Raw genomic sequence first — 18062 nt, 5'->3', positions numbered from 1 at the left:
GGTGAAGACCGTCCAGCAGCACTCCGGCTCACGGCAGACAGCCAGGCCGACTGCCGGGTCGTCAGGGACGATCGCTCCGCTGCTCCCCAATGGTCCTCAGGTCACAGCCGCCCGGTTGTGGCCACAGGGTAGCGACGGCCTCGATGACGGGAAGGTCGGCTTCCCGGACGGCCTTCGGGACCAGGCGGCGCCCCGCGGCGGGTCTGCGGAACCGGTTCTCGGTGCCGTCGATGATCCTGGTCTGCCCGCTCGCGCCGAGATGGTCAATGGCCTCGGCAAGGGTGCGGAGCTGGATGCCGGGCGGGATGGTGCAGCCTCGTTCGGAGAGCAGCGGCCGCACCTCACCGATCGCACGCGTGATGGTGGACCGGTCGGCACCGAACCAGCAGGCAGTACGTCATGGGTGGCACCGTGGCGAAGCTGGACGACAGTGGCCAGCAGCCGATCGACGAAGACCAGCTTGTGCTTCGCCCGGCGCCCACTGCCCGGTGCCGAGCCCGCGAGGCAAGCACGGACTGATGCCGTTCGTGCCATAACGGGCCGACCACGGCAACGAGTTCAGCAATCAACTCGGGCAACAGCCCCGTGATCTGCCGACTCCGGATGATCAGTGCACGTGCCCGGTTCCCCACCATGCAGACGATGCTCAACGATCAGAGGTCCGACGCACCAGCGGCCAATCATGCACGACCTCGTTAGGGCGTGTATCGAAAGTGGATCTTGGGCTGTGAATGATCACGGTTCATGGGTCGGGGAGATCTCACGGACGAGCAGTGGGCAACGCTGGAACCGTTGTTGCCGAGGAGGACGAAAGCAGGGCGGCCGCCCGTCTGGCCTCGGCGGCAACTGATCGACGGCATCCGGTTCCGGGTCCGGACCGGTGTTCCGTGGCGGGACGTGCCCGTCGAGTACGGGCCGTGAGGCCGGGTCTACGACCTGTTCCGCCGGTGGCAGCGGAACGGCACTTGGGGCCGCATCCTCACCCGGCTTCAGGCTCTGGCCGACGCGAAGGGCGCGATCGCGTGGGACCTGAGCGTCGACTCCACGGTGTGCCGCGCCCATCAGCATGCCGCCGGAGCCCGCAAGCGGGGCGATCTGCAGAAGGAACCACCGGGCGGTGTGTTCATCGAGCCCGGAGATCACGCACTGGGGCGCTCGCGCGGCGGGTTCACGACCAAGCTGCACCTGGCTATCGAGCAAGGCCAGAAGCTCATGTCGATCGTGGTCACGGCTGGGCAGCGCGGCGACTCGCCGCAGTTCGAGCCCGTGCTTGAGAAAGTCCGCGTGCCTCGCATCGGGCGGGGCCGGCCACGTGTCCGCCCCAATCGGGTCCGCGCGGACAAGGCGTACGCCTCCCGCAAGAACCGTGCCTACCTGCGTCGCCGCGGAATACGCTGCACCATCCCTGACAAGGCTGATCAGGCCCGCAATCGCCAAAAGCTCGGATCTTACGGCGGCCGGCCACCGCGCTTCGACCCGATTGACTACCGCGAGCGTCACGCGGTCGAGTGCGGGATCAACCGCCTCAAGAGAAACCGCGCTGTCGCCACGAGGTACGACACGCTGGCTGTGCGCTACGAGGCGACTGTACTGGTCGCTGCGATCAACGAGTGGCTGTGAGCCTGCGACGTCAGGCCAGGCTGCGGCGTGCCAGGGCGAGGAACTCCGCCTTGAATGGCTCGAGGCGCTCGGACAGGTTCCCCTCATCACGCTCCTGCCAGACCGCTTGATTGAGAGCGCGGGCGTAGGCGGTCGTCGGTGAGTGAAGGCCAGGAGCACTCAGCAACTCGATGCTCTTCTCGGCTATTCGAAGACCGTCCATCGCGGGCCTGGCCGTCACATACCAGTCATCACCAACCTCCCATTGAGGCGGCCGCGCATGCGCCACGCCCTCGGCCTCCAGCGCGCACCGGATGAACTCCAGCACGGTCCTGATCTGCTCGGTACGACGCTCCTCCGCCCACGCCGCAGCCCGTCTTTGTTCTTCAGCCCGGTCGGCTGCCCGCTGCGTCGTGCGCTGGGTCAGATACGTCAACGCACCACCTACAGCCACACCGACCATCGAAATCACTGGGGTCCACAGGTCTACGGCCACGGCCGACTACTACCAGTACCTGCCCACCGACCGCTACCGATCTTGCGAGAGAGGCATGCCTTCCCAGATACCGAGCCGCTCTAAGACACACTTCCGATACACGCTCTAGTCCCTTTTGCCTCGGCGTACGAGAGCGACGATCGCGCCGGGTGCCAGGACGATCGCCGCGACGAGCATCACGAGGAAGGTGGGGGACTCGCCCTGGTAGGAGTCGCTGACCTCCACCTGCGAGGCGAAGAGGCCGGCAACCAGAACGAGGACAACCGAGACACCCAGAACGATCATGCCCCACGCCCTGCCGGCCGGGATGCTGCGCATCGGGATGAGCGAGATCGACAACCAGACCACCGCGACGACCAACAGCACGGTCAGTGAACCAAACATCGGCACTCCCAAATCATCGTTAAGCCACCTCACATGGCTTCGATGAACTTAGGACGGATGCAGCACGCGCAATGTGTCATGCGTGCAGGGAACCTTGTTGCCTGTGCACTGTTGAATGCAGTCTCTGCGCCTCGACCTCGTTGCGTGGCATGACTGGCCTCTGTCATCCTGGTGCCTGGCTGACTGCGCTGGGGGCGACTTGTGAGGTTAGGAGCCGCGGCGTCACACCGCAGGGCCGACAGCGGGTCCCGACCCGTGCCTGTCCGGTGAGCCCCATCCTGGACACCACCTCTGTTCCACCGCGAGACCGGGAAGAGGTGGTCCGGTACGCCGTGTGGGAGTCCGTCGTTCGGATCGACATCGAACACCATCTGCCGCCCGATGACCTAGCGGTGCACATCGGGCTGGATACCGTAGGGCCCATCGGGGTCTGCTCGGCGCGAGCGACTGCGCTCACTATTCAGCGGACTCCGCGGCTGGCGCGAGAGGACGTTGAGCCGGCCGTCTTCCTTGGCCTTCAGGTGACCGGGACCAGTGTGGTGGTGCAGAACGATCGCGAAGCCCTGCTGAAGCCGGGAGACTTCGCCCTCTACGACACGTCCGCCCCCTACACCCTCCTCTTCAACGAGGGGGTCGACCAGCACTTCCTCCGTTTTCCCCGCGCGGCACTCGCGCTGCCTGAGAGGTCGCTCCGGGATATCACCGCGGTAGCCCTCGCCTCCGACAACCCTCTTGCGCGTCTGGCCTCTGCCTACTTTCGCCAACTGGCCGTCAGTGAGGAGCTGCACCGGGGCCGGCCCGCCGAAGCGGTCGTGCAGCCTAGTGTCGAACTCGTCCGGGCCGTCGTGGCAGCCCAGGCCGGAAAGGGGGACCTGGCCCGGGGACCATTGGCGGAAACACTCGGCCTGCGCATCACGCAATACATACGGGCACACCTCGCAGATCCTGACCTGTCGGCGGCGCGGATCGCAGCCGCGCACGGCATTTCGGTCCGTCATCTCTACACCGTTCTGGCCCGGTCGGGTATCAGCCTCGGAGACTGGATCCGCACGCACCGGCTGGCGGAATGCAAGCGGGAGCTGGCCACCCCACAGGGTCGGCACAAGACCATTGCGGCGATAGGTCGAAGCTGGGGCTTTGCCGACGCGACCCACTTCAGCAAGATGTTCAAACAGGCCTATGGTATCTCGCCCCGGGCCTGGCGCGACCACAACCGCCCCCACCCCTCCGCCTGAAGAAAGGCGTCGTTCCGCCCGTCGCCACACGAATACGTCGTCATCTCCCGCTGGCCCCGGCTCGATCACGCCGCGGGGTGCCGGACGGTGCTGCAGGCGGGCGGAGACCTGGGCGGAGGCGTTCCTGCCGCCGGCGGCAGGCCAGGCCGATCCGGGCCGGAGGGCATCCGAGGGCATCCACCCGACCACATCGTCGGCCCGCCCCGGCACATTCGCCGGACCTGTCGTGCCGAGCGGCCTGCCCGGCCCCAGGGGCGGCCCGAGACTCACCCGTGACCTGCGGAAAGATCCACGACGGGGTTTCCGCCGGTTTAGTCGCCACGCGCACAGGATCGTCACCGAACCGACATACCAAGCGGTCGGAAACCCCCTTACGCAGGAGCTATACCCATGAGTAACGTACGCGGACCACCAGCGCCACCCGCCCGTTTCCCGGGGCGGCAAGGAGCAAGATCGATGTCGTACCACCAGCCTTTCCCCGGCCCACCGCCCGTACCCCAGCACCGGAACGCCGGGCGGCACCGCCAAGAGGCGGCGTCGCAGTCCTGGGAGGGTGGATCGCCGTCCTGGAACACCGATCCACAGGCAGCCTGGGACTCGTCCCCGCGAGCGTGGGACTCCTCGCCACAGGCCCGGGACTCCGCGCAGCAGCCCTGGGACGCGTCCCCGCAGCCGCCCGCCGCCACCGACGATCGTGATGATCTGCACCGGCTCGGATCGGCTTACCGCAGGCTCCGCCGCGTCGCCACCTTCACCGCGCTCGGCTACTTCGTCATCTTCCTTTTCCTGTCCGGCTACGCCCCCTCGATGATGACCAGCAACATCACCGGTGGTCTCACCACCGGTCTGGTCCTGGGGCTCCTCCAGCTGCCCGTGGCACTGGCTGCGATCGCGCTGTACGAGCGGATCGCACGCAAAACCGTCGACCCGCTCGCCGCGGCGATCCGCGAACGCGCCGAGCAGGCGGCCGCGGCAGCCGCGCCCCGGCCAGAACGCCAGAGCCGCTCCGGACGTCCCGTGTGGCAGCAGCCCACCGGAGGTGCGCGCGCATGACCAGCTTCAGCTCCGAGGCCCAGACCATGTCGCTGATGGCGTTCATCGCGGTCATCACTGTCACGCTGCTGCTGTGCGTGATGACCGGACCCGATCGTGACAACCTGGGCGATTTCTACACCGGCTACCGCTCGCTCTCCCCCGTGCAGAGCGGCCTCGCGATCGCCGGCGACTACATCTCCGCCGGCACCGTGCTCGGCACCATCGGCATCATCGCGCTCGTCGGCTACGACGGCGTCACCCTCGCCCTGAGCACCGCGCTCTCGCTGGTCCTGATGATGTTCCTGCTCGCCGAACCGCTGCGTAACGCCGGCCGGTTCACGATCGGCGACGTCTTCACCCGGCGTCTACCCGGCCCCGCCGTGCGGATCACCACGGCCGCGGTCACCCTCGCCGCACTGCTGCCGCTCGTGATCTTCCAGCTCGCGGGCGCCGGCGATCTCCTCTCCGTCGTCCTCGGATTCGACTCCGACGGCTTCAAGACCGGGGCGATCGTGTTCCTGGGCCTGCTCATGATCGCGTACGCGGCGATCGGCGGCATGAAGGGCACCGCCTTCATCCAGATCGTCAAGACCGTCACCCTGCTCGGCGCGTCCCTCGCGATCGCCGCGCTCATTCTCAACCGCTTCGACTTCAGCCTGCCCTCCCTGCTGGACGCCGCCAAGCGCGGCAGCGGGGCGGGAGACGCCTATCTCGCCTCCAGTCTGCAGTTCGGCGGCAACGAGCTCGACATGATCAGCACTCAGTTGACGGTCGTACTCGGCGCCGCGGTGCTGCCGCAGATCACCATGCGCATGTTCACCGCGCGCAGCGCGGCAGCCGTGCGGCGCTCGATGTCCTGGGCCGTGTCCATCGTCGTCGTGACCTGTCTGCTGATCGCCGTCATCGGCTTCGGCGCGGCAGCGATCGTCGGCCACCAGGGGATCGTCGCCGGCGACCCGCAGGGCAAGACAGCGTTCCTCATGGTCAGCCAGGCCGTCATGGGCACCGACCAGACGACCGTCGAGACACTTCTGTTCACGGCTGTGGCAACAGCCATCTTCCTCACCCTGTTGGCCTCGGTCGCCGGGATCACCCTCGCCTGCGCCAACACCCTGGCGCACGACCTCATCACGCACGGGTTGGGCCGCAAGGCGCAACTGAAGGACTCCACAGAGATGGCCATCGCCCGGACCGCCGCGGCGGGCGTCGGGTTCGTGGCGATCGCAATCGCCGCCGGTACACGGCATCTGAACCTTCAGGCACTGCTCACCCTGTCGTTCTGCATCGGCGCGTCCGCGGTCGCACCGGCCCTCGTCTACAGCCTCTTCTGGCGCCGCTACTCCCGTACGGGACTGCTCTGCACCCTCATCGTGGGCAGCGCCTCCGCGTTCATCCTCATGACCGGCAGCAACCTGGTGTCCGGATCGCCCCAGGCGATCTTCCCGGACCAGGACTTCAACTGGTTCCCCTTCACCACATCGGGCATCCTCTCGGCCCCACTGGGCTTCCTCGCAGGCTGGCTCGGCACGGTGCTCCACGAACGCGACCCGGCCGACCAGCGCATGCGATACGAAGCGGTGGAGGAGACGATCCTGGCCGGCACACCCGCGGCAACCAGCGCCTCCGCGTCCTGATCCGCACGCCCTTTCAGCTGTCCCTAGGTGCCTATACCTTGTTTCAACCTCCCGAGTTCGAACGCATGGCGGCATGGCTCTCGAAGGGCGGCCACGTGGGGCTCGTGCACGGGGTGCGCTCCATTCCGAGGACCGGGGTGCACGGGAAGTGGATGTCTCCGGCCCGCAGCCAGTGCCCGAAGCAGGTGTCCCACTCGGCCTCAACGTCCGGGCGGTCCACGCCGTTGTAGCCGGCGATCGTGATGCCTCTGGTCAGCAGACGGTAGGTGTCGAGCACGGCAGGTGCACTCCCACCCGCTCGGTCCGGGGACAGCTGACCGTCCGACGCGCCTACCAGGGCGATCCGGGCGCCACGGTTCGCTGCGTGGACAGCGGCCGTCAGCAACTCACCGCCCACGGTATCCAGGACGACGTCGATGCCGTCCGGCGCCGCCTGGGCGAGTTGCTGGCCGAGAAAACCCGCTCCGCGCAGCAAGGTGGCGTCATAGCCCAGCTCCCGCTCAAGTCGCTGAGCCTTCTGCGGTGAGCCGGCACCGCCGATCACCCGGGTGGCGCCCAACAGTCGGGCGATCTGGCCCGCCATGGTGCCCACGGCTCCGGCGGCGCCGGTCACGAACACGGTGTCTCCCTCCTCGACCTCGGCCAGCCGGGTCAGCGCGCGCCGTACGCCGCGGAGCCCTGGGCGAGATGGGCCACCGGGTCAGGCAGGGCGCCGTCCAGCAGCCGGCACTCGGTGGCGGCGGGCGTCGCGTACTCCCGCCACCCCTGAAGGTGCAGTACCAGCCGCCCCTTCTCCAGCGGCCCGTCGACCACTTCGCCGATCGCGGGGCCGAACAGGGTGTCGCCAGGGCGCAGGGGCGGCAGCGGGACATCGCGTGTCTCGCCCCCGATTAGGGTGCGCAAGCCCGGGAAGACGAGAAAATGGGTGTTCCGGACGAGTACCTGGCCGGCGCTCCCGCAGTGATACCGCGGCACTGGCCGGCAGACGTGTCGCTGACCGTCTACCTGAAAGGGAGATCATCCAACGCTATGCGGCTGTGAGTCGCTGACCGCTCTGGGGCTGCGCTATGGGGTTCACTCCCCGACCATCCGACGGCGCATCCCGCAGGACGTGATCCGTCCCCGCGGGCGGATCTCCCCCCTCGCAGCGCAGAGGGCCACGAGATCTACCGACGGAAGAGATCCGTCAGCGCTACCGAAAGGGCGAGAGCGCCTACAGCCTCGCCAAAGCCTTCGCGGCGTCCCAGACAGCCATTCGCTGCGGATTCCCGATGACCAGTGGCGCGGCCTCCCACTCCGGAAATCCGCCCCACCGCCGCCGCAACCAAACCCCGCACGTCGTTCCCCGGCACGCAGGACGATGTACGCGCCACTGGGCGCGTTGCCGCGCGTCCTGGGCAAGTCACTCGCACCGAATGAGGCGGCCGCGCTGGTGGTGGCCCACCTGCTGCACGACTGTGGGCCGTCATTCGAAGGGCCGTGGCCCCCAGCGGAGAGGCCAACCCCCTGCCCGCCGACGAGGCGAAGCCGGCGGAGGAGATTCTTCGTGCACCCCGAGCTGAACGGCGAGCCGGCGGAACGCTCCGTCTCCGCACTCGTCGCCTGGGCCGCCCCGCCGGACGCCGAGCCCAAGAAGCGAGACCAAAGGGACTGACGGGTGACACGCCGAGCAGACCGGGCTCGCGACGCCCGGCACCGCCCCTCTCCCCCTACCGTCAGTCCCCCTCGGCCTCGAAGGTGCGCAGCAGATCGGCGGCGACGCTCACGGCGATCGTCGCGGGTTCCTTGCTGGTGATGTCGCCCAGCCCGATCGGCGTCTTGATCCGGTCGATGGTGGCGTCGTCGTGACCGCCCTCGGTGACCAGGCGCTTGCGGAACCGCACCCACTTGGCCGCCGAGCCGATCAGCCCGACCGAGCCGAGACGGGATGTGCGCAGGGCGGCGTCGCACAGAGCGGCGTCCTCGGCGTGGTCATGGGTCATGATCAGGACGTGGGTGCCGTGCGGCAGCTCCTCCAGTACCTCCTCGGGCAGCAGCGGCGTGTGATGCACGTGTACCTGCGCCACAGCGTCCGCCAGCACGGCGAGCCGGTCCTTGGTGAGCATGCCGGCGCGGGTGTCGATCAGATGGAGGTCGAGGTCCTGGCGTGCCAGGATGCGCGCCAGTTCCAGCCCGACATGCCCGACGCCGAAGATCGCCACTGCCTGTACCACCGGCAGCGGTTCGAGTAGCACCAGGACCGTCCCGCCGCAGCACTGCACGCCGTGCCGGTTGACCACCTTGTCGTTCAGCGCGAAGTCGATCAGTTCCGGTTCCGGCCCGGCCGCGGCGATCATCTCCCGGGCCCGGTCGATCGCGACGGCCTCGACATTTCCGCCACCGATCGAGCCCCAGGTCTCGGTCTGTCCGACGACGAGTTTCGCACCGGCGTCGCGCGGGGCGTGGCCGCGCACGGTCGCGACGGTCACCAGCACGCCGGACTCCCGGCGTGCCCGCAACCGCGCGACCGCGGCGACCCACGTCATGTCAGGCACCGCTCAGCGCTTCCGCGTCGGTGCGGAGCCGGCCGTCGGCGGCCTGCTCGTCCCCGGTCGGCAGGTCCCCGGCGTGCCCGTTGCGGGACGGATCGCCGTGCCGAGCCGCCTGGATCGCCCAGTACACCGCCTCCGGCGTCGCGGGCGACGCCAGCTCGACACCGACCCCGCCCGGCCCGAACGCGGCCGCGGCCTGCCGCAGTGCCTCGCGCACACAGAACGCGAGCATCAGCGGAGGCTCACCGACCGCCTTGGACCCGTAGACCGCGCCCTCTTCGGTGGCGTTCTCCAGCAGCGTGACGTTGAACTCCTCGGGCATCTCCGAGAAACTCGGCAGCTTGTAAGTGCTCGCGGCCTGGGTCAGCAGCCGGCCGCGGTGCGGGCCATCACCGGAGTCCCAGCGCAGGTCCTCCAGCGTGAGCCAGCCCGCGCCCTGCACGAAACCGCCCTCGACCTGACCGATGTCGATCATCGGGGACAGGCTGTCGCCGACGTCCTGCACGATGTCCACCCGCCGGATGCGGTAGGCGCCCGTGAAACCGTCCACCTCCACCTCGGCTGCGGCAGCCCCATGGGCGAAGTACTTGAACGGTGAGCCCCGGAACGTCTTCGCGTCCCAGTGCAGCCCTTCGGTCCGGTAGAAACCGGCCGCCGACAGCTGGACCCGCTGGAAGTACGCGGTGCGCACCAGGTCGTCCCAGGCCAGCTCCGCGTCGCTGCCCAGAGCGCGCGCGACGCCCTCGACGATCCGGATGTCGGAGGCACTCGTCCCCAACTGGGTGGCGGCCACCTGCAGCAGCCGCTGGCGCAACTGCTCACAGGCGTTCTTCACCGCCGCACCGTTCAGATCGGCCCCTGCACTGGCCGCGGTGGCGGAGGTGTTGGGCACCTTGTCGGTGCGCGTCGGGGCGAGCCGCACCTTGTGCAGCGGGATGCCCAGCGAGGTCGCCGCCACCTGCAGCATCTTGGTGTGAAGGCCCTGGCCCATCTCGGTGCCGCCGTGGTTGATCAGGACCGAGCCGTCCTTGTAGATCAGCACCAGCGCGCCGGCCTGGTTGAAGGCCGTGAGATTGAACGAGATCCCGAACTTGAGGCCGGTGACGGCGAGCGCCCGCTTGGTGTGCGGGTGCTCGCCGTTGAAGGCGGCGATCTCACGCTCGCGCTCGGAGACGCGTGCGTCCGCCTTGACCTGGTCCCAGACGGCGGAGATCCGCTCCGGGTGAACGACCGGCTGTCCGTACGGCGTGGACTGACCCCGCCGGTAGAAGTTGCGCTCGCGGAGCTCTGCCGGGTCCAGGCCGAGCAGCGGCGCGCACCGGCCCATGATGTCCTCGATCACCAGCATGCCCTGCGGGCCGCCGAAGCCGCGGAAGGCGGTGTTGGAGACCTTGTTGGTCCTGGCGATGCGTCCGGTGACGCGCGCGTGCGGAATCCAGTAGGTGTTGTCGATGTGGCACAGCGCACGGGCCACCACCGGCTCGGACAGATCGAGGCTCCAGCCGCCGTCCGCGGTCAGGGTGGCGTCCAGGGCCTGGATGCGGCCGTCGGCGTCGAAACCGATCTTCCAGGCGGCGTGGAAACCGTGCCGCTTACCGGACATGGTCAGATCCTGGGTCCGGTTGAGCCGCAGCCGAACCGGCCGGCCGGTCAGCTTGGCACCGAGCGCGGCGACGGCAGCGAACCCGTGGGGCTGCATCTCCTTGCCGCCGAAGCCGCCACCCATCCGCAGACACTGCACGGTCACCTCGTGACTGCGCAGGCCGAGCACGTGCGCCACGATCTCCTGGGTCTCGGAGGGGTGCTGGGTGCTGCTCTGGACGAACACCTGATCGGCCTCGTCGACATGGGCCAGCGCCGCGTGTGTCTCAAGGTAGAAGTGCTCCTGATCGGAGAACTGGAACTCGCCGGTGAACACGTGGGCGGAGTCGGCGAAGCCGGCGTCCACGTCGCCGGTCACCATCACGGGCCGGGCACCGTGGAAACTGTCCGCCGCGATCGCGTCCCGCAGACTGATCAGGGAGGGCCGCTCGTCGATCTCCACCTCGACGGCCGCCGCACCGAGCCGGGCCCCCTCCAGGGTCTCGGCGAGCACCCAGGCGACCGCGTGGCCGTAGAACATGACCTCGTCGGGGAAGAGCGGTTCATCGTGCTTCATCCCGGCGTCGTTGACGCCGGGCACGTCGGCGCCGGTCAGCACGCGGACCACGCCGGGCACGGCGAGGGCCGGCTCGGTGCGCAGCGCGGTGATCCTTCCATGGGCCTTCATGACCTGGACCGGGTAGGCGTGCAGGACGTCCTTGGTGCGGGTGGACCAGGTCGTCGGTGTAGAGCGCGGTGCCGGTGACGTGCTGGAAGGCACTCTCGTGCGGCATCGAGACGCCGACGACAGGATTCTCGGGGCGCTCGGACAGATGGCTCATGAGGAAACCGCCTCGGTGGTCTGGGCGTACAGCTTGAGCAGGCTCTGGCCGAGCATCGCGGAGCGGTAGAGGGAGCTGGCCCGATGATCGTCCATCGGCGTGCCCTCGCCCCGCAGCACCCCGGCCGCGGCCTCGACGGTCTCGGCCGTCCACGGCTCGCCCTCCAGCGCCGCCTCGGTGGCGAGGGCGCGGATCGGGGTGGCGGCCACACCGCCCAGGCCGATGCGTGCCTTGCGTACGGTCCCGTCCTCGACGTCGAGCGCGAAGGCGGCCGCCACGCTGGAGATGTCGTCGAAGCGCCGCTTGGCGATCTTGTGGAAGGCCGTGACCGACGACAGCGGCAGCGGCACGCGCACGGCCCGGATCAGCTCGCCGGGGCGACGCACGCTCTGCCGGTAGCCGGTGAAGTACTCCGCCAGAGGGATCTCGCGCTCACCGTCGGCGTCGGCGAGCACCACCGAGGCCTCCAGCGCGAGCAGCACCGGCGGGGCGTCACCGATCGGGGAGCCGGTGCCCAGGTTGCCGCCGAGGGTCGCACCGTTGCGGATGAGCCGGGACGCGAACTGCGGGAACAGCTCCGCCAGCAGCGGGACCCTCCCGTCGAGACGGCGCTCGATCTCGGTGAGCGTCAACGCCGCCCCGATCTCGATGTGCCCGGATTCAACGCGCAGCTCGCGGAGTTCGGACAGCCGGTCGATCGCGACCACGCAATCCGCCCGGCGGGAACGGATGTTGACCTCGACACCCCAGTCGGTGGATCCTGCGACCACCACCGCGTCCGGCCGCTCGCGCAGCACCCGCAGCGTCTCGGCGAGGGTGCCCCTCCGGAGGAACACCCCTTCGCCCGGGGCGTATTCGGTGGCGACCGGGGCGGGCGGATCCTGTTCGCGACGCCGTGCCAAGGGGTCCTCGTCGGTCGGCGCGCCGACGGCGAACGCGGCATCGCGAATCGGGCGGTAGCCGGTGCAGCGGCAGAGGTTGCCGCTCAACGCGTGCAGGTCGAAGCCGTTCGGACCGTGCTCGGCGTCGGTGCTCCCGGCCGGGTCCTCGTGCGCGCAGCGGTCGGGCCGGTAGTACTCGGCCGCCATGCTGCAGATGAATCCCGGTGTGCAGTAGCCGCACTGCGAGCCGCCACGGACCGCCATCTCCTCCTGCACCGGGTGCAGGGTGGGCGGCGTTCCGGGTTCGCCGGCGGTGGCGAGTCCCTCGGAGGTGATGATCTCCTGACCGTCGAGTGCCGCGACTGGCACCAGACAGGCATTGACCGCCACCCAGTCGGTGGGCTTGTGCACCCCGGGACGGGCCACCAGGATCGAACAGGCACCGCACTCGCCCTCGGCGCAGCCCTCCTTCGAGCCGGTGAGCGCACGCTCGCGCAGGAAATCCAGCACGGTGGTGTGGGGTGAGGCCGGAGCGAGGGGTGTTTCTTTCCCGTTGACCGTGATCCGCGCCCCTACCATGACGGGCCTTCGTTTCGGTGCGCGATCGGTCGGTTCATCATGTTCGCCAATTTCAGGCAGCTTTCTGTGTTCAGGGGCGCCACATGCCGGAGGCGGGCGCGAAGGAGCACGTGACAGCGACGTGCCAGAAGGTGGTGAAAGGAAGATCAGAAGGTGCCACGGAAGGGCACGTCAGAACGGCGAGTCAGCAGCCGTGCGCGATACGACCCGGCACCCAGATTGTGCTGTGGGCGAGGCGACTCAGATCAGTGGCGGTGTACATCCGCTGGTCGCCTCCTCTCGGTCGTGGTGGGTCCACGTCGACCGCAAGTTAGTTGCTGACACCACCGAGGTCAAGAGGGCACCGCCCGCTGCGGAGGAATCCACCTGACGCGTCCCCCGACCTCAGTGCGGCGACGGCACCCTTGGCGGACCACTCATCGAGGCCTCCGAAGCCGCGGGCACACCCTTGTCGCCCACCTCGCTCCGTACGGCGGCCCGCCCACGTCTCCTGCTTCGCCACGGCCAGCGCAGCGGGCAAGTCCAGGTCCAGGTCCAGGTCCAGGACGGTGATGCCCGGCAAAGCGGCCAAGTGCTCGGCGGTGCCGGGGCGGGTCTCGGTCAGTTTCGACGAGCGCGCACGAGGGGGCGTAGAGGAACCAGCCGGTATCGGCGTGCGCACGGTGGATCAGCCGGAAGGCCAGCACGTTACCCTTCCCGGCCGCCGCCATCGCCGACTCGTCCAGCACGATGTGCATCGCCTCGCTCACGGGCGCTCCACCCGCGCAAGACGCCGGTCCAGCTCATCATCGAGCTCGCTCTGCTCGGCCGAGTCGGCGCGTACCCGTTTCATGGCCGCCGGCGCCTTCCTCGGAGGCATGGGCGGCATCCTGTGGACGGTGAACTCCCGCACCATCGGCCAGCGCCTCGTCCCCGACGCCATGTTCGGCCGCTACAACTCCGCGGCGCGGCTCTTCAGCTGGGGCGCGATGCCGCTCGGCGCCGGCCTGTTCGGCGTACTGGCCGAATGGCTCGGCATCCGCACCGCCTTCGCCGTCTTCACCCTCCTGACCATCGTCCCGTTCCTGCGCACCGTGACCCCACGAGACCTCGCCGCAGTCGACGCGGCTCCCGCCCGCGACTGACCTCCGACGGGGACCGCCAATCCGGGCATTCGACGGACCTGCCTGACGGGTCGGCGTGCGGATGACATGGCTGTTCGTCACTCGTGTCGGCACCAGCCCGTCACGTCACTGCCTGTCGATGTGAACCACGAGGTCGTTGGGGCCGCACCGCCGACGAGCAGAGGACAAGCCTCCGCCGGCACTCCCCCGCAGACCATCGCTCAAGGGAGGTACGTCACTGCCGGGAAGGCCGGGGACGGCCCGTCGAGCAGGTGTCCCCGGCGGTGGCGCAGGTGCTCGTCGAAGAACGCGAGGGGGTAGGCCTGCTGGATCTTCACCGCCTGGTCGGGATCGAGGGTGCCGATCACTTCCTGAAGCTGCTGCCCGCTCCATCCGTACAGCTTCGCCACCTGTGGGAACAGTGCCTCGTTGTCACCGTAGGAGATGTGGGCGGCGCCCTTCGCCTGGATGTTCAGCCGCCAGCCCCGCAGGTGCGACCAGAACGCGGCGGCCTCGGGATCCGTGGCCCGGGTGAACTCGGCGGACATCATCATGAACGGCCGGTGCAGGTCGCCGGTCAAGGGCGGGTTCATCTGCATCGGGGCGTCGAGACTCAGCCCGGCCCGGATACGCTCGTCCGCGAGCGTGGCGCAGGCGGTGGCCGTCCCGCCCTTCGACCAGCCGAACGCACCCATGCGCCGCGGGTCGAGGGAGCCGAGGAGCCCGGCCGGCAGCTCCTTGTGTTCGACGTCGGGATTGCGCCCGGCGGCGAGCTCCTCGACGCAGCCGAGGACGAAACGCAGGTCGGCGGCGAAGTCCCCGGGGAACGTCGGTGCCGGCCTATCGCGGAGCGGGACGGCGACGCGGCCGTCGGGGAACTCGGTGTACGTGTCGTATTGGTGAGCCACCGTCACCACCGCGTACCCGTGGCTGGCGAGCTCCTGGACCATGACGGTGTGGTCGCCCTGGTGGCTGCGCGCGCCGTGCGAGAACACGACGACGGGCAGCCGCCGGCCCGACCGCCGTACCGGAGCACCCACGTGACCGGCGGTGAGCGGTCCCAGGGAGGCCAGTTCGCTGAACCCCACGTCGGCGAGGAACGCCTGGAATGCGCCGGCCGGCATCCAGGGCGCCACCGGGTACCGCTCGACGTTACGGGCGGGGTACCAGAGGGTGGCCATCAGCTCGCGGAAGTGCCCCGGGCCCGCGATGCCGTCCGGACGCGACCGGTCGACAAGGTGCAGCTGGACCATGCCCACCGGGTACGGCCCGGTCGGCCCGGGCAACACGAGCCGCGACGCGGCGGGGGTGGGGGCGGGGGCGGCCTGGTCGGCCCACGCGGGGCCGGCAGCGGCGGCAAGCGGCAGAGCGGCACCGGCGGCCAGCGCGGCTCCCAGTATGCCGCGGCGTGTCATGCCCTTACTGCTGATGAACGACGTGGTGGTGGTCATGGAGCCTCCCGTGGTGACGGATCGTCAACCGTGCCGCGACGGGGTGTCCGTGGGCACACAGGAACGCTGTCACGCGACCCTCCCGCGCAGCATCCGCCCACCGTTTGATTGCGACGTGAGGGCATTGGCCCACGGGTTTACACCCTGGGGCTGACGCAGTCACCGCTCGAGGCCGTCGGGGCGCCGGCGCAGACGTAAGCGCTGGAAGCGTCCGCGTGACGGCAGTGCGCGGCCCTCCCCACCCCGGCAGGCCCCTGAAGACCCCGCCGGGGCGGCGGGCGACGACACGGGTACCGGGGCGGCGGAGGGGTGCCGGGGATCAGTCGGTGTCGATGCCACGCGCGGCGAAGACCTCCGCCGCGTCCAGCACCGCCAGGACGCCGTCCTCCACGAAGGTGACCTCCCGCAGGTTGGGCAGCAGGGCGAGGTCGTCGAGCGAGCGGACGTCGAACAGGTCGTCCTCGCCGTCCCAGGCGGGGGCACAGTGCCTAAAGACGTCCGCCCCGGCGTCGAAGCACAGCTCCTCGACGCGGGCGAGGAGCTCGGCCGGGATCTCCAGGGCCTCGAAATGGGCCCGGGACTCCGCCAGCGCCTCCGCATGGAGGCCGTTTGCCAGGACGTAGGACGCGGGGTCGCCGATCCCCCGCTCGGCCAGCCGCGCGGGCAGGTCGTAGACCGGGAGGAGCGGCTCGGGGCCGTACATGAGCTCCTCGATGACAAGCAGCTTGAAGTTGAAGTCGCGGAACTGGCTCATGAGGCATGAGTACCACGGAGGTACGACACGGCTCCTCCGCCCGGCCCCCGCCGGTCCCCCGGCCCCCGCCGGTCCCCCGGCCCGGCCCTGCCCCGCTCGGCCTGAGCGGGGCCGGGCCAGCCCCGCTCGGGCCGCCGTGACGGTCAACCCTGCACAAGCGCATGTCGTGGCGGACGTGGAGGCGGTGCAGCTCCAAGGCAGCGACCTGAGTGGTGGCGAGTGGTGGTGGCGAGGGCGCCGTCGAGGCTGCCAGGGCGGGGACGTACGGGCAGTCGTTCAGCGGGGAGACAGGTGTCCCGCGGGGCGAGTTTCCCAGCAAGGGCCACCGTGATCAGGACGGGGAGCGCTGAGAACTCCTCACGGAATGACTCTTTGGGGTCGGTTCCTCGTCGTGGGGTGGTGTCGGGCAGCAGGCCGTCCGTCATGCTGATGACGGCTGGGATCCTGGCCCGGTAGGCTCGTGATCTTCGGCTGGCGCAAGCTCCCGGAGTCCCCAAAGGCGAACGCCCGTGATGAACCTCGATCAGTCCCGCGCACGACTTCGTCTCGGGGCCGCGCTGGGCGGCCTGGCCGTCACCTTCCGCGGGATGACTGCTCACCCCGATGAGTTCAACTGCGAGTGCCACTGGGGCAGCGCGGAAGACCTCGCGCAACTCAAGGTGGCGGACGCGGAGCTGGACCTTGATCTCCTGCAACGCGCATGGCAGGCCACCGACTGGACAGACAAGGCATCCGTGCTGCGCCGGATCCTGCCCCAGTTCGCCTCGGCCCTCGTCAGCGGCGTCATCGAGCCCCACTTCGGCATGGAGAGGGTCGGACTCTCGTTCGCACTCGCCTCCTGGCAGGGGTGGCCTGCCGAGCAGACCGCCGCAGTGGACGAATTCCTCAATGCCTGGTGGGCGTACACGCTCACGGATCCGGATCCCGTCGTACCCGCGCATGACCTCCTCGTCCTGAATGCGGAGGCCACGGGCACCCTGAGCCCGTGGCTCAACACCTGGGAAGCGCTGAGCGGCCCTGTGGCCGACCGACACCTGGCCGCGGCGGCAGCCCACTGGGAGTACGAACTGCTCGGCGACCAACTTCCCTGGCGAGCCTGGGAGAACGAGGAGGAAATGCGCGCCGAGCTGACTTCCTGGCTCGTCCGCCACGCGCCTGCCCGGCTCCGTGCCCATGGCGCACCGGAGGACCTCCTTCACCGGATACGGCTGCTCGGTGTCACCGGACCCGACCGCTGGGAGGACCCGCACTGGCCCGGCCACCACTACTGACCCAGCAAAGCGCACGATGCTCCCCGGTCACCGCCCAGATACGTGGGCCTGAACAGGCAGCGTCACAAGATCTGCGAGAGAGCCCCTTCGCGTGCCTGACCCGCCTCAGTCGCCCCACCTGGATCGAGACAAGGTCTGCCCGCCGTCTCACTCAATCCGAGGCACACCCGGTCACAGGCCCCGTCCTGCCTCACATCGGCTGAGACAGGACAGGTCAGCTGTGACAAGCGTCGCCAGCAGATGACTGCGCGCATCCCAGGACGAGGAAGGCTCCGTGAATGTCGTCGCGGATCTCCCAACGGATCCGCGGGCGGCGGAACCCGTGCAGGAGGGCGAAGGCACGCTCGACGCGGGCGGCCTACTGCGCCTGTCGCCAGGGCGCTCCCTCAGCCGTCCGTGCGGGCAGCGCCAGTGGTTCGTGCCGGAGATCCCGTTCAGCTGGAACAGGATCTGGCAGCGGGCGCACATGACCGATGACAGCATGCCGAATCCACACTTGCCTGCGGACTAGCAGCTACGTCGAACCTGTCAGCCATGCCGTCGACCCTACGCGGCCGCCACCCTTCGGCCAGACGGCACAGTGGCCTCACGAAGCATCCGACGCAGCCTTGAAACGGCCCGTTCACGGAGCACCGCTCTGGCCTCGGGGACCTCTGGACACCCGAGGGCAAGGATCCACGCCCCGC

Annotated in this window: 15 protein-coding genes and 3 pseudogenes; 7 read left to right on the top strand and 11 right to left on the bottom strand. The window is 69.3% G+C overall.

Translation table 11 applies throughout. From position 1 onward, the window contains the following. Nucleotides 1-61: 61 nt before the first annotated feature. Nucleotides 62-340 carry a hypothetical protein gene (locus ACZ6K0_RS41520; protein WP_469235803.1) on the bottom strand — a complete coding sequence of 93 codons (279 nt, stop codon included), beginning with the start codon at nucleotides 338-340 and terminating at the stop codon, nucleotides 62-64. 404 nt (nucleotides 341-744) lie between these two features. Between ACZ6K0_RS41520 and ACZ6K0_RS41515 the strand changes: the two are divergent. Then, nucleotides 745-1620: pseudogene (locus tag ACZ6K0_RS41515) on the top strand (IS5 family transposase). Between the two features lie 10 nt (nucleotides 1621-1630). Here the strand turns inward: ACZ6K0_RS41515 and ACZ6K0_RS41510 are convergent. Then, nucleotides 1631-2095 carry a hypothetical protein gene (locus tag ACZ6K0_RS41510; RefSeq protein WP_376410766.1) on the bottom strand — a complete coding sequence of 155 codons (465 nt, stop codon included), beginning with the start codon at nucleotides 2093-2095 and terminating at the stop codon, nucleotides 1631-1633. Between the two features lie 105 nt (nucleotides 2096-2200). Beyond that, on the bottom strand, nucleotides 2201-2479 hold the full coding sequence (locus ACZ6K0_RS41505; protein WP_376410763.1) for a hypothetical protein: 279 nt from the start codon (nucleotides 2477-2479) through the stop codon (nucleotides 2201-2203). 266 nt (nucleotides 2480-2745) lie between these two features. Here ACZ6K0_RS41505 and ACZ6K0_RS41500 point away from each other — a divergent pair, with 266 nt between their 5' ends. The 3 genes from ACZ6K0_RS41500 (at nucleotide 2746) to ACZ6K0_RS41490 (ending at nucleotide 6383) form a co-directional block, all read left to right on the top strand. Next, nucleotides 2746-3714 (top strand): AraC-like ligand-binding domain-containing protein, encoded by a 969-nt coding sequence (locus tag ACZ6K0_RS41500; RefSeq protein WP_469235801.1) that lies wholly within the window; start codon nucleotides 2746-2748, stop codon nucleotides 3712-3714. A gap of 456 nt (nucleotides 3715-4170) precedes the next feature. Next, complete coding sequence (locus ACZ6K0_RS41495) at nucleotides 4171-4767, top strand: DUF485 domain-containing protein (RefSeq protein WP_469235799.1); 597 nt, start codon at nucleotides 4171-4173, stop codon at nucleotides 4765-4767. Further along, complete coding sequence (locus tag ACZ6K0_RS41490; RefSeq protein WP_469235797.1) at nucleotides 4764-6383, top strand: sodium/solute symporter; 1620 nt, start codon at nucleotides 4764-4766, stop codon at nucleotides 6381-6383. Before ACZ6K0_RS41495 ends, ACZ6K0_RS41490 begins: the two co-directional genes overlap by 4 nt. A gap of 43 nt (nucleotides 6384-6426) precedes the next feature. Here the strand turns inward: ACZ6K0_RS41490 and ACZ6K0_RS41485 are convergent, their stop codons facing one another. The 6 genes and pseudogenes from ACZ6K0_RS41485 to ACZ6K0_RS41460 form a co-directional block, all read right to left on the bottom strand. After that, complete coding sequence (locus ACZ6K0_RS41485; RefSeq protein WP_469235795.1) at nucleotides 6427-7002, bottom strand: zinc-binding dehydrogenase; 576 nt, start codon at nucleotides 7000-7002, stop codon at nucleotides 6427-6429. Between the two features lie 32 nt (nucleotides 7003-7034). Next, nucleotides 7035-7286 (bottom strand): hypothetical protein, encoded by a 252-nt coding sequence (locus tag ACZ6K0_RS41480; RefSeq protein WP_469235793.1) that lies wholly within the window; start codon nucleotides 7284-7286, stop codon nucleotides 7035-7037. 812 nt (nucleotides 7287-8098) lie between these two features. Beyond that, nucleotides 8099-8908, bottom strand: a complete 810-nt coding sequence (xdhC, locus tag ACZ6K0_RS41475; protein ID WP_469235791.1) for a xanthine dehydrogenase accessory protein XdhC — start codon at nucleotides 8906-8908, stop codon at nucleotides 8099-8101. Between the two features lies 1 nt (nucleotide 8909). Further along, a pseudogene (gene xdhB, locus ACZ6K0_RS41470) lies at nucleotides 8910-11337 on the bottom strand (xanthine dehydrogenase molybdopterin binding subunit). Then, a complete protein-coding gene (locus ACZ6K0_RS41465) occupies nucleotides 11334-12797 on the bottom strand; it encodes a xanthine dehydrogenase small subunit (RefSeq protein WP_469235789.1) in 1464 nt (487 codons plus the stop codon). The pseudogene xdhB and the gene ACZ6K0_RS41465 overlap by 4 nt, the downstream one beginning before the upstream one ends. A 463-nt stretch (nucleotides 12798-13260) precedes the next feature. Further along, nucleotides 13261-13534 (bottom strand): annotated as a pseudogene (locus ACZ6K0_RS41460) (hypothetical protein); the annotation flags it as partial. Between the two features lie 93 nt (nucleotides 13535-13627). Here ACZ6K0_RS41460 and ACZ6K0_RS41455 point away from each other — a divergent pair. Then, nucleotides 13628-13921 carry a hypothetical protein gene (locus tag ACZ6K0_RS41455; RefSeq protein ID WP_469235787.1) on the top strand — a complete coding sequence of 98 codons (294 nt, stop codon included), beginning with the start codon at nucleotides 13628-13630 and terminating at the stop codon, nucleotides 13919-13921. A gap of 200 nt (nucleotides 13922-14121) precedes the next feature. Here the strand turns inward: ACZ6K0_RS41455 and ACZ6K0_RS41450 are convergent, their stop codons facing one another. After that, complete coding sequence (locus tag ACZ6K0_RS41450) at nucleotides 14122-15351, bottom strand: alpha/beta hydrolase family protein (protein WP_469235785.1); 1230 nt, start codon at nucleotides 15349-15351, stop codon at nucleotides 14122-14124. A 319-nt stretch (nucleotides 15352-15670) separates the two neighbouring features. Next, on the bottom strand, nucleotides 15671-16105 hold the full coding sequence (locus ACZ6K0_RS41445; RefSeq protein ID WP_469235783.1) for a DUF6892 domain-containing protein: 435 nt from the start codon (nucleotides 16103-16105) through the stop codon (nucleotides 15671-15673). Between the two features lie 512 nt (nucleotides 16106-16617). Here ACZ6K0_RS41445 and ACZ6K0_RS41440 point away from each other — a divergent pair. Both ACZ6K0_RS41440 and ACZ6K0_RS41435 read left to right on the top strand, forming a co-directional pair. Next, nucleotides 16618-17376, top strand: coding sequence for a hypothetical protein (locus ACZ6K0_RS41440; protein ID WP_469578679.1), 759 nt, complete (start codon nucleotides 16618-16620; stop codon nucleotides 17374-17376). Nucleotides 17377-17650: 274 nt separating this feature from the next. Beyond that, nucleotides 17651-17887: a hypothetical protein gene (locus tag ACZ6K0_RS41435; protein ID WP_469235779.1), complete on the top strand. Its 237-nt coding sequence runs from the start codon at nucleotides 17651-17653 to the stop codon at nucleotides 17885-17887. Nucleotides 17888-18062 lie beyond the last annotated feature (175 nt).

This window comes from Streptomyces sp. NPDC042346, assembly GCF_055581845.1.
This window is presented reverse-complemented; position numbering and strand designations above follow the sequence as displayed.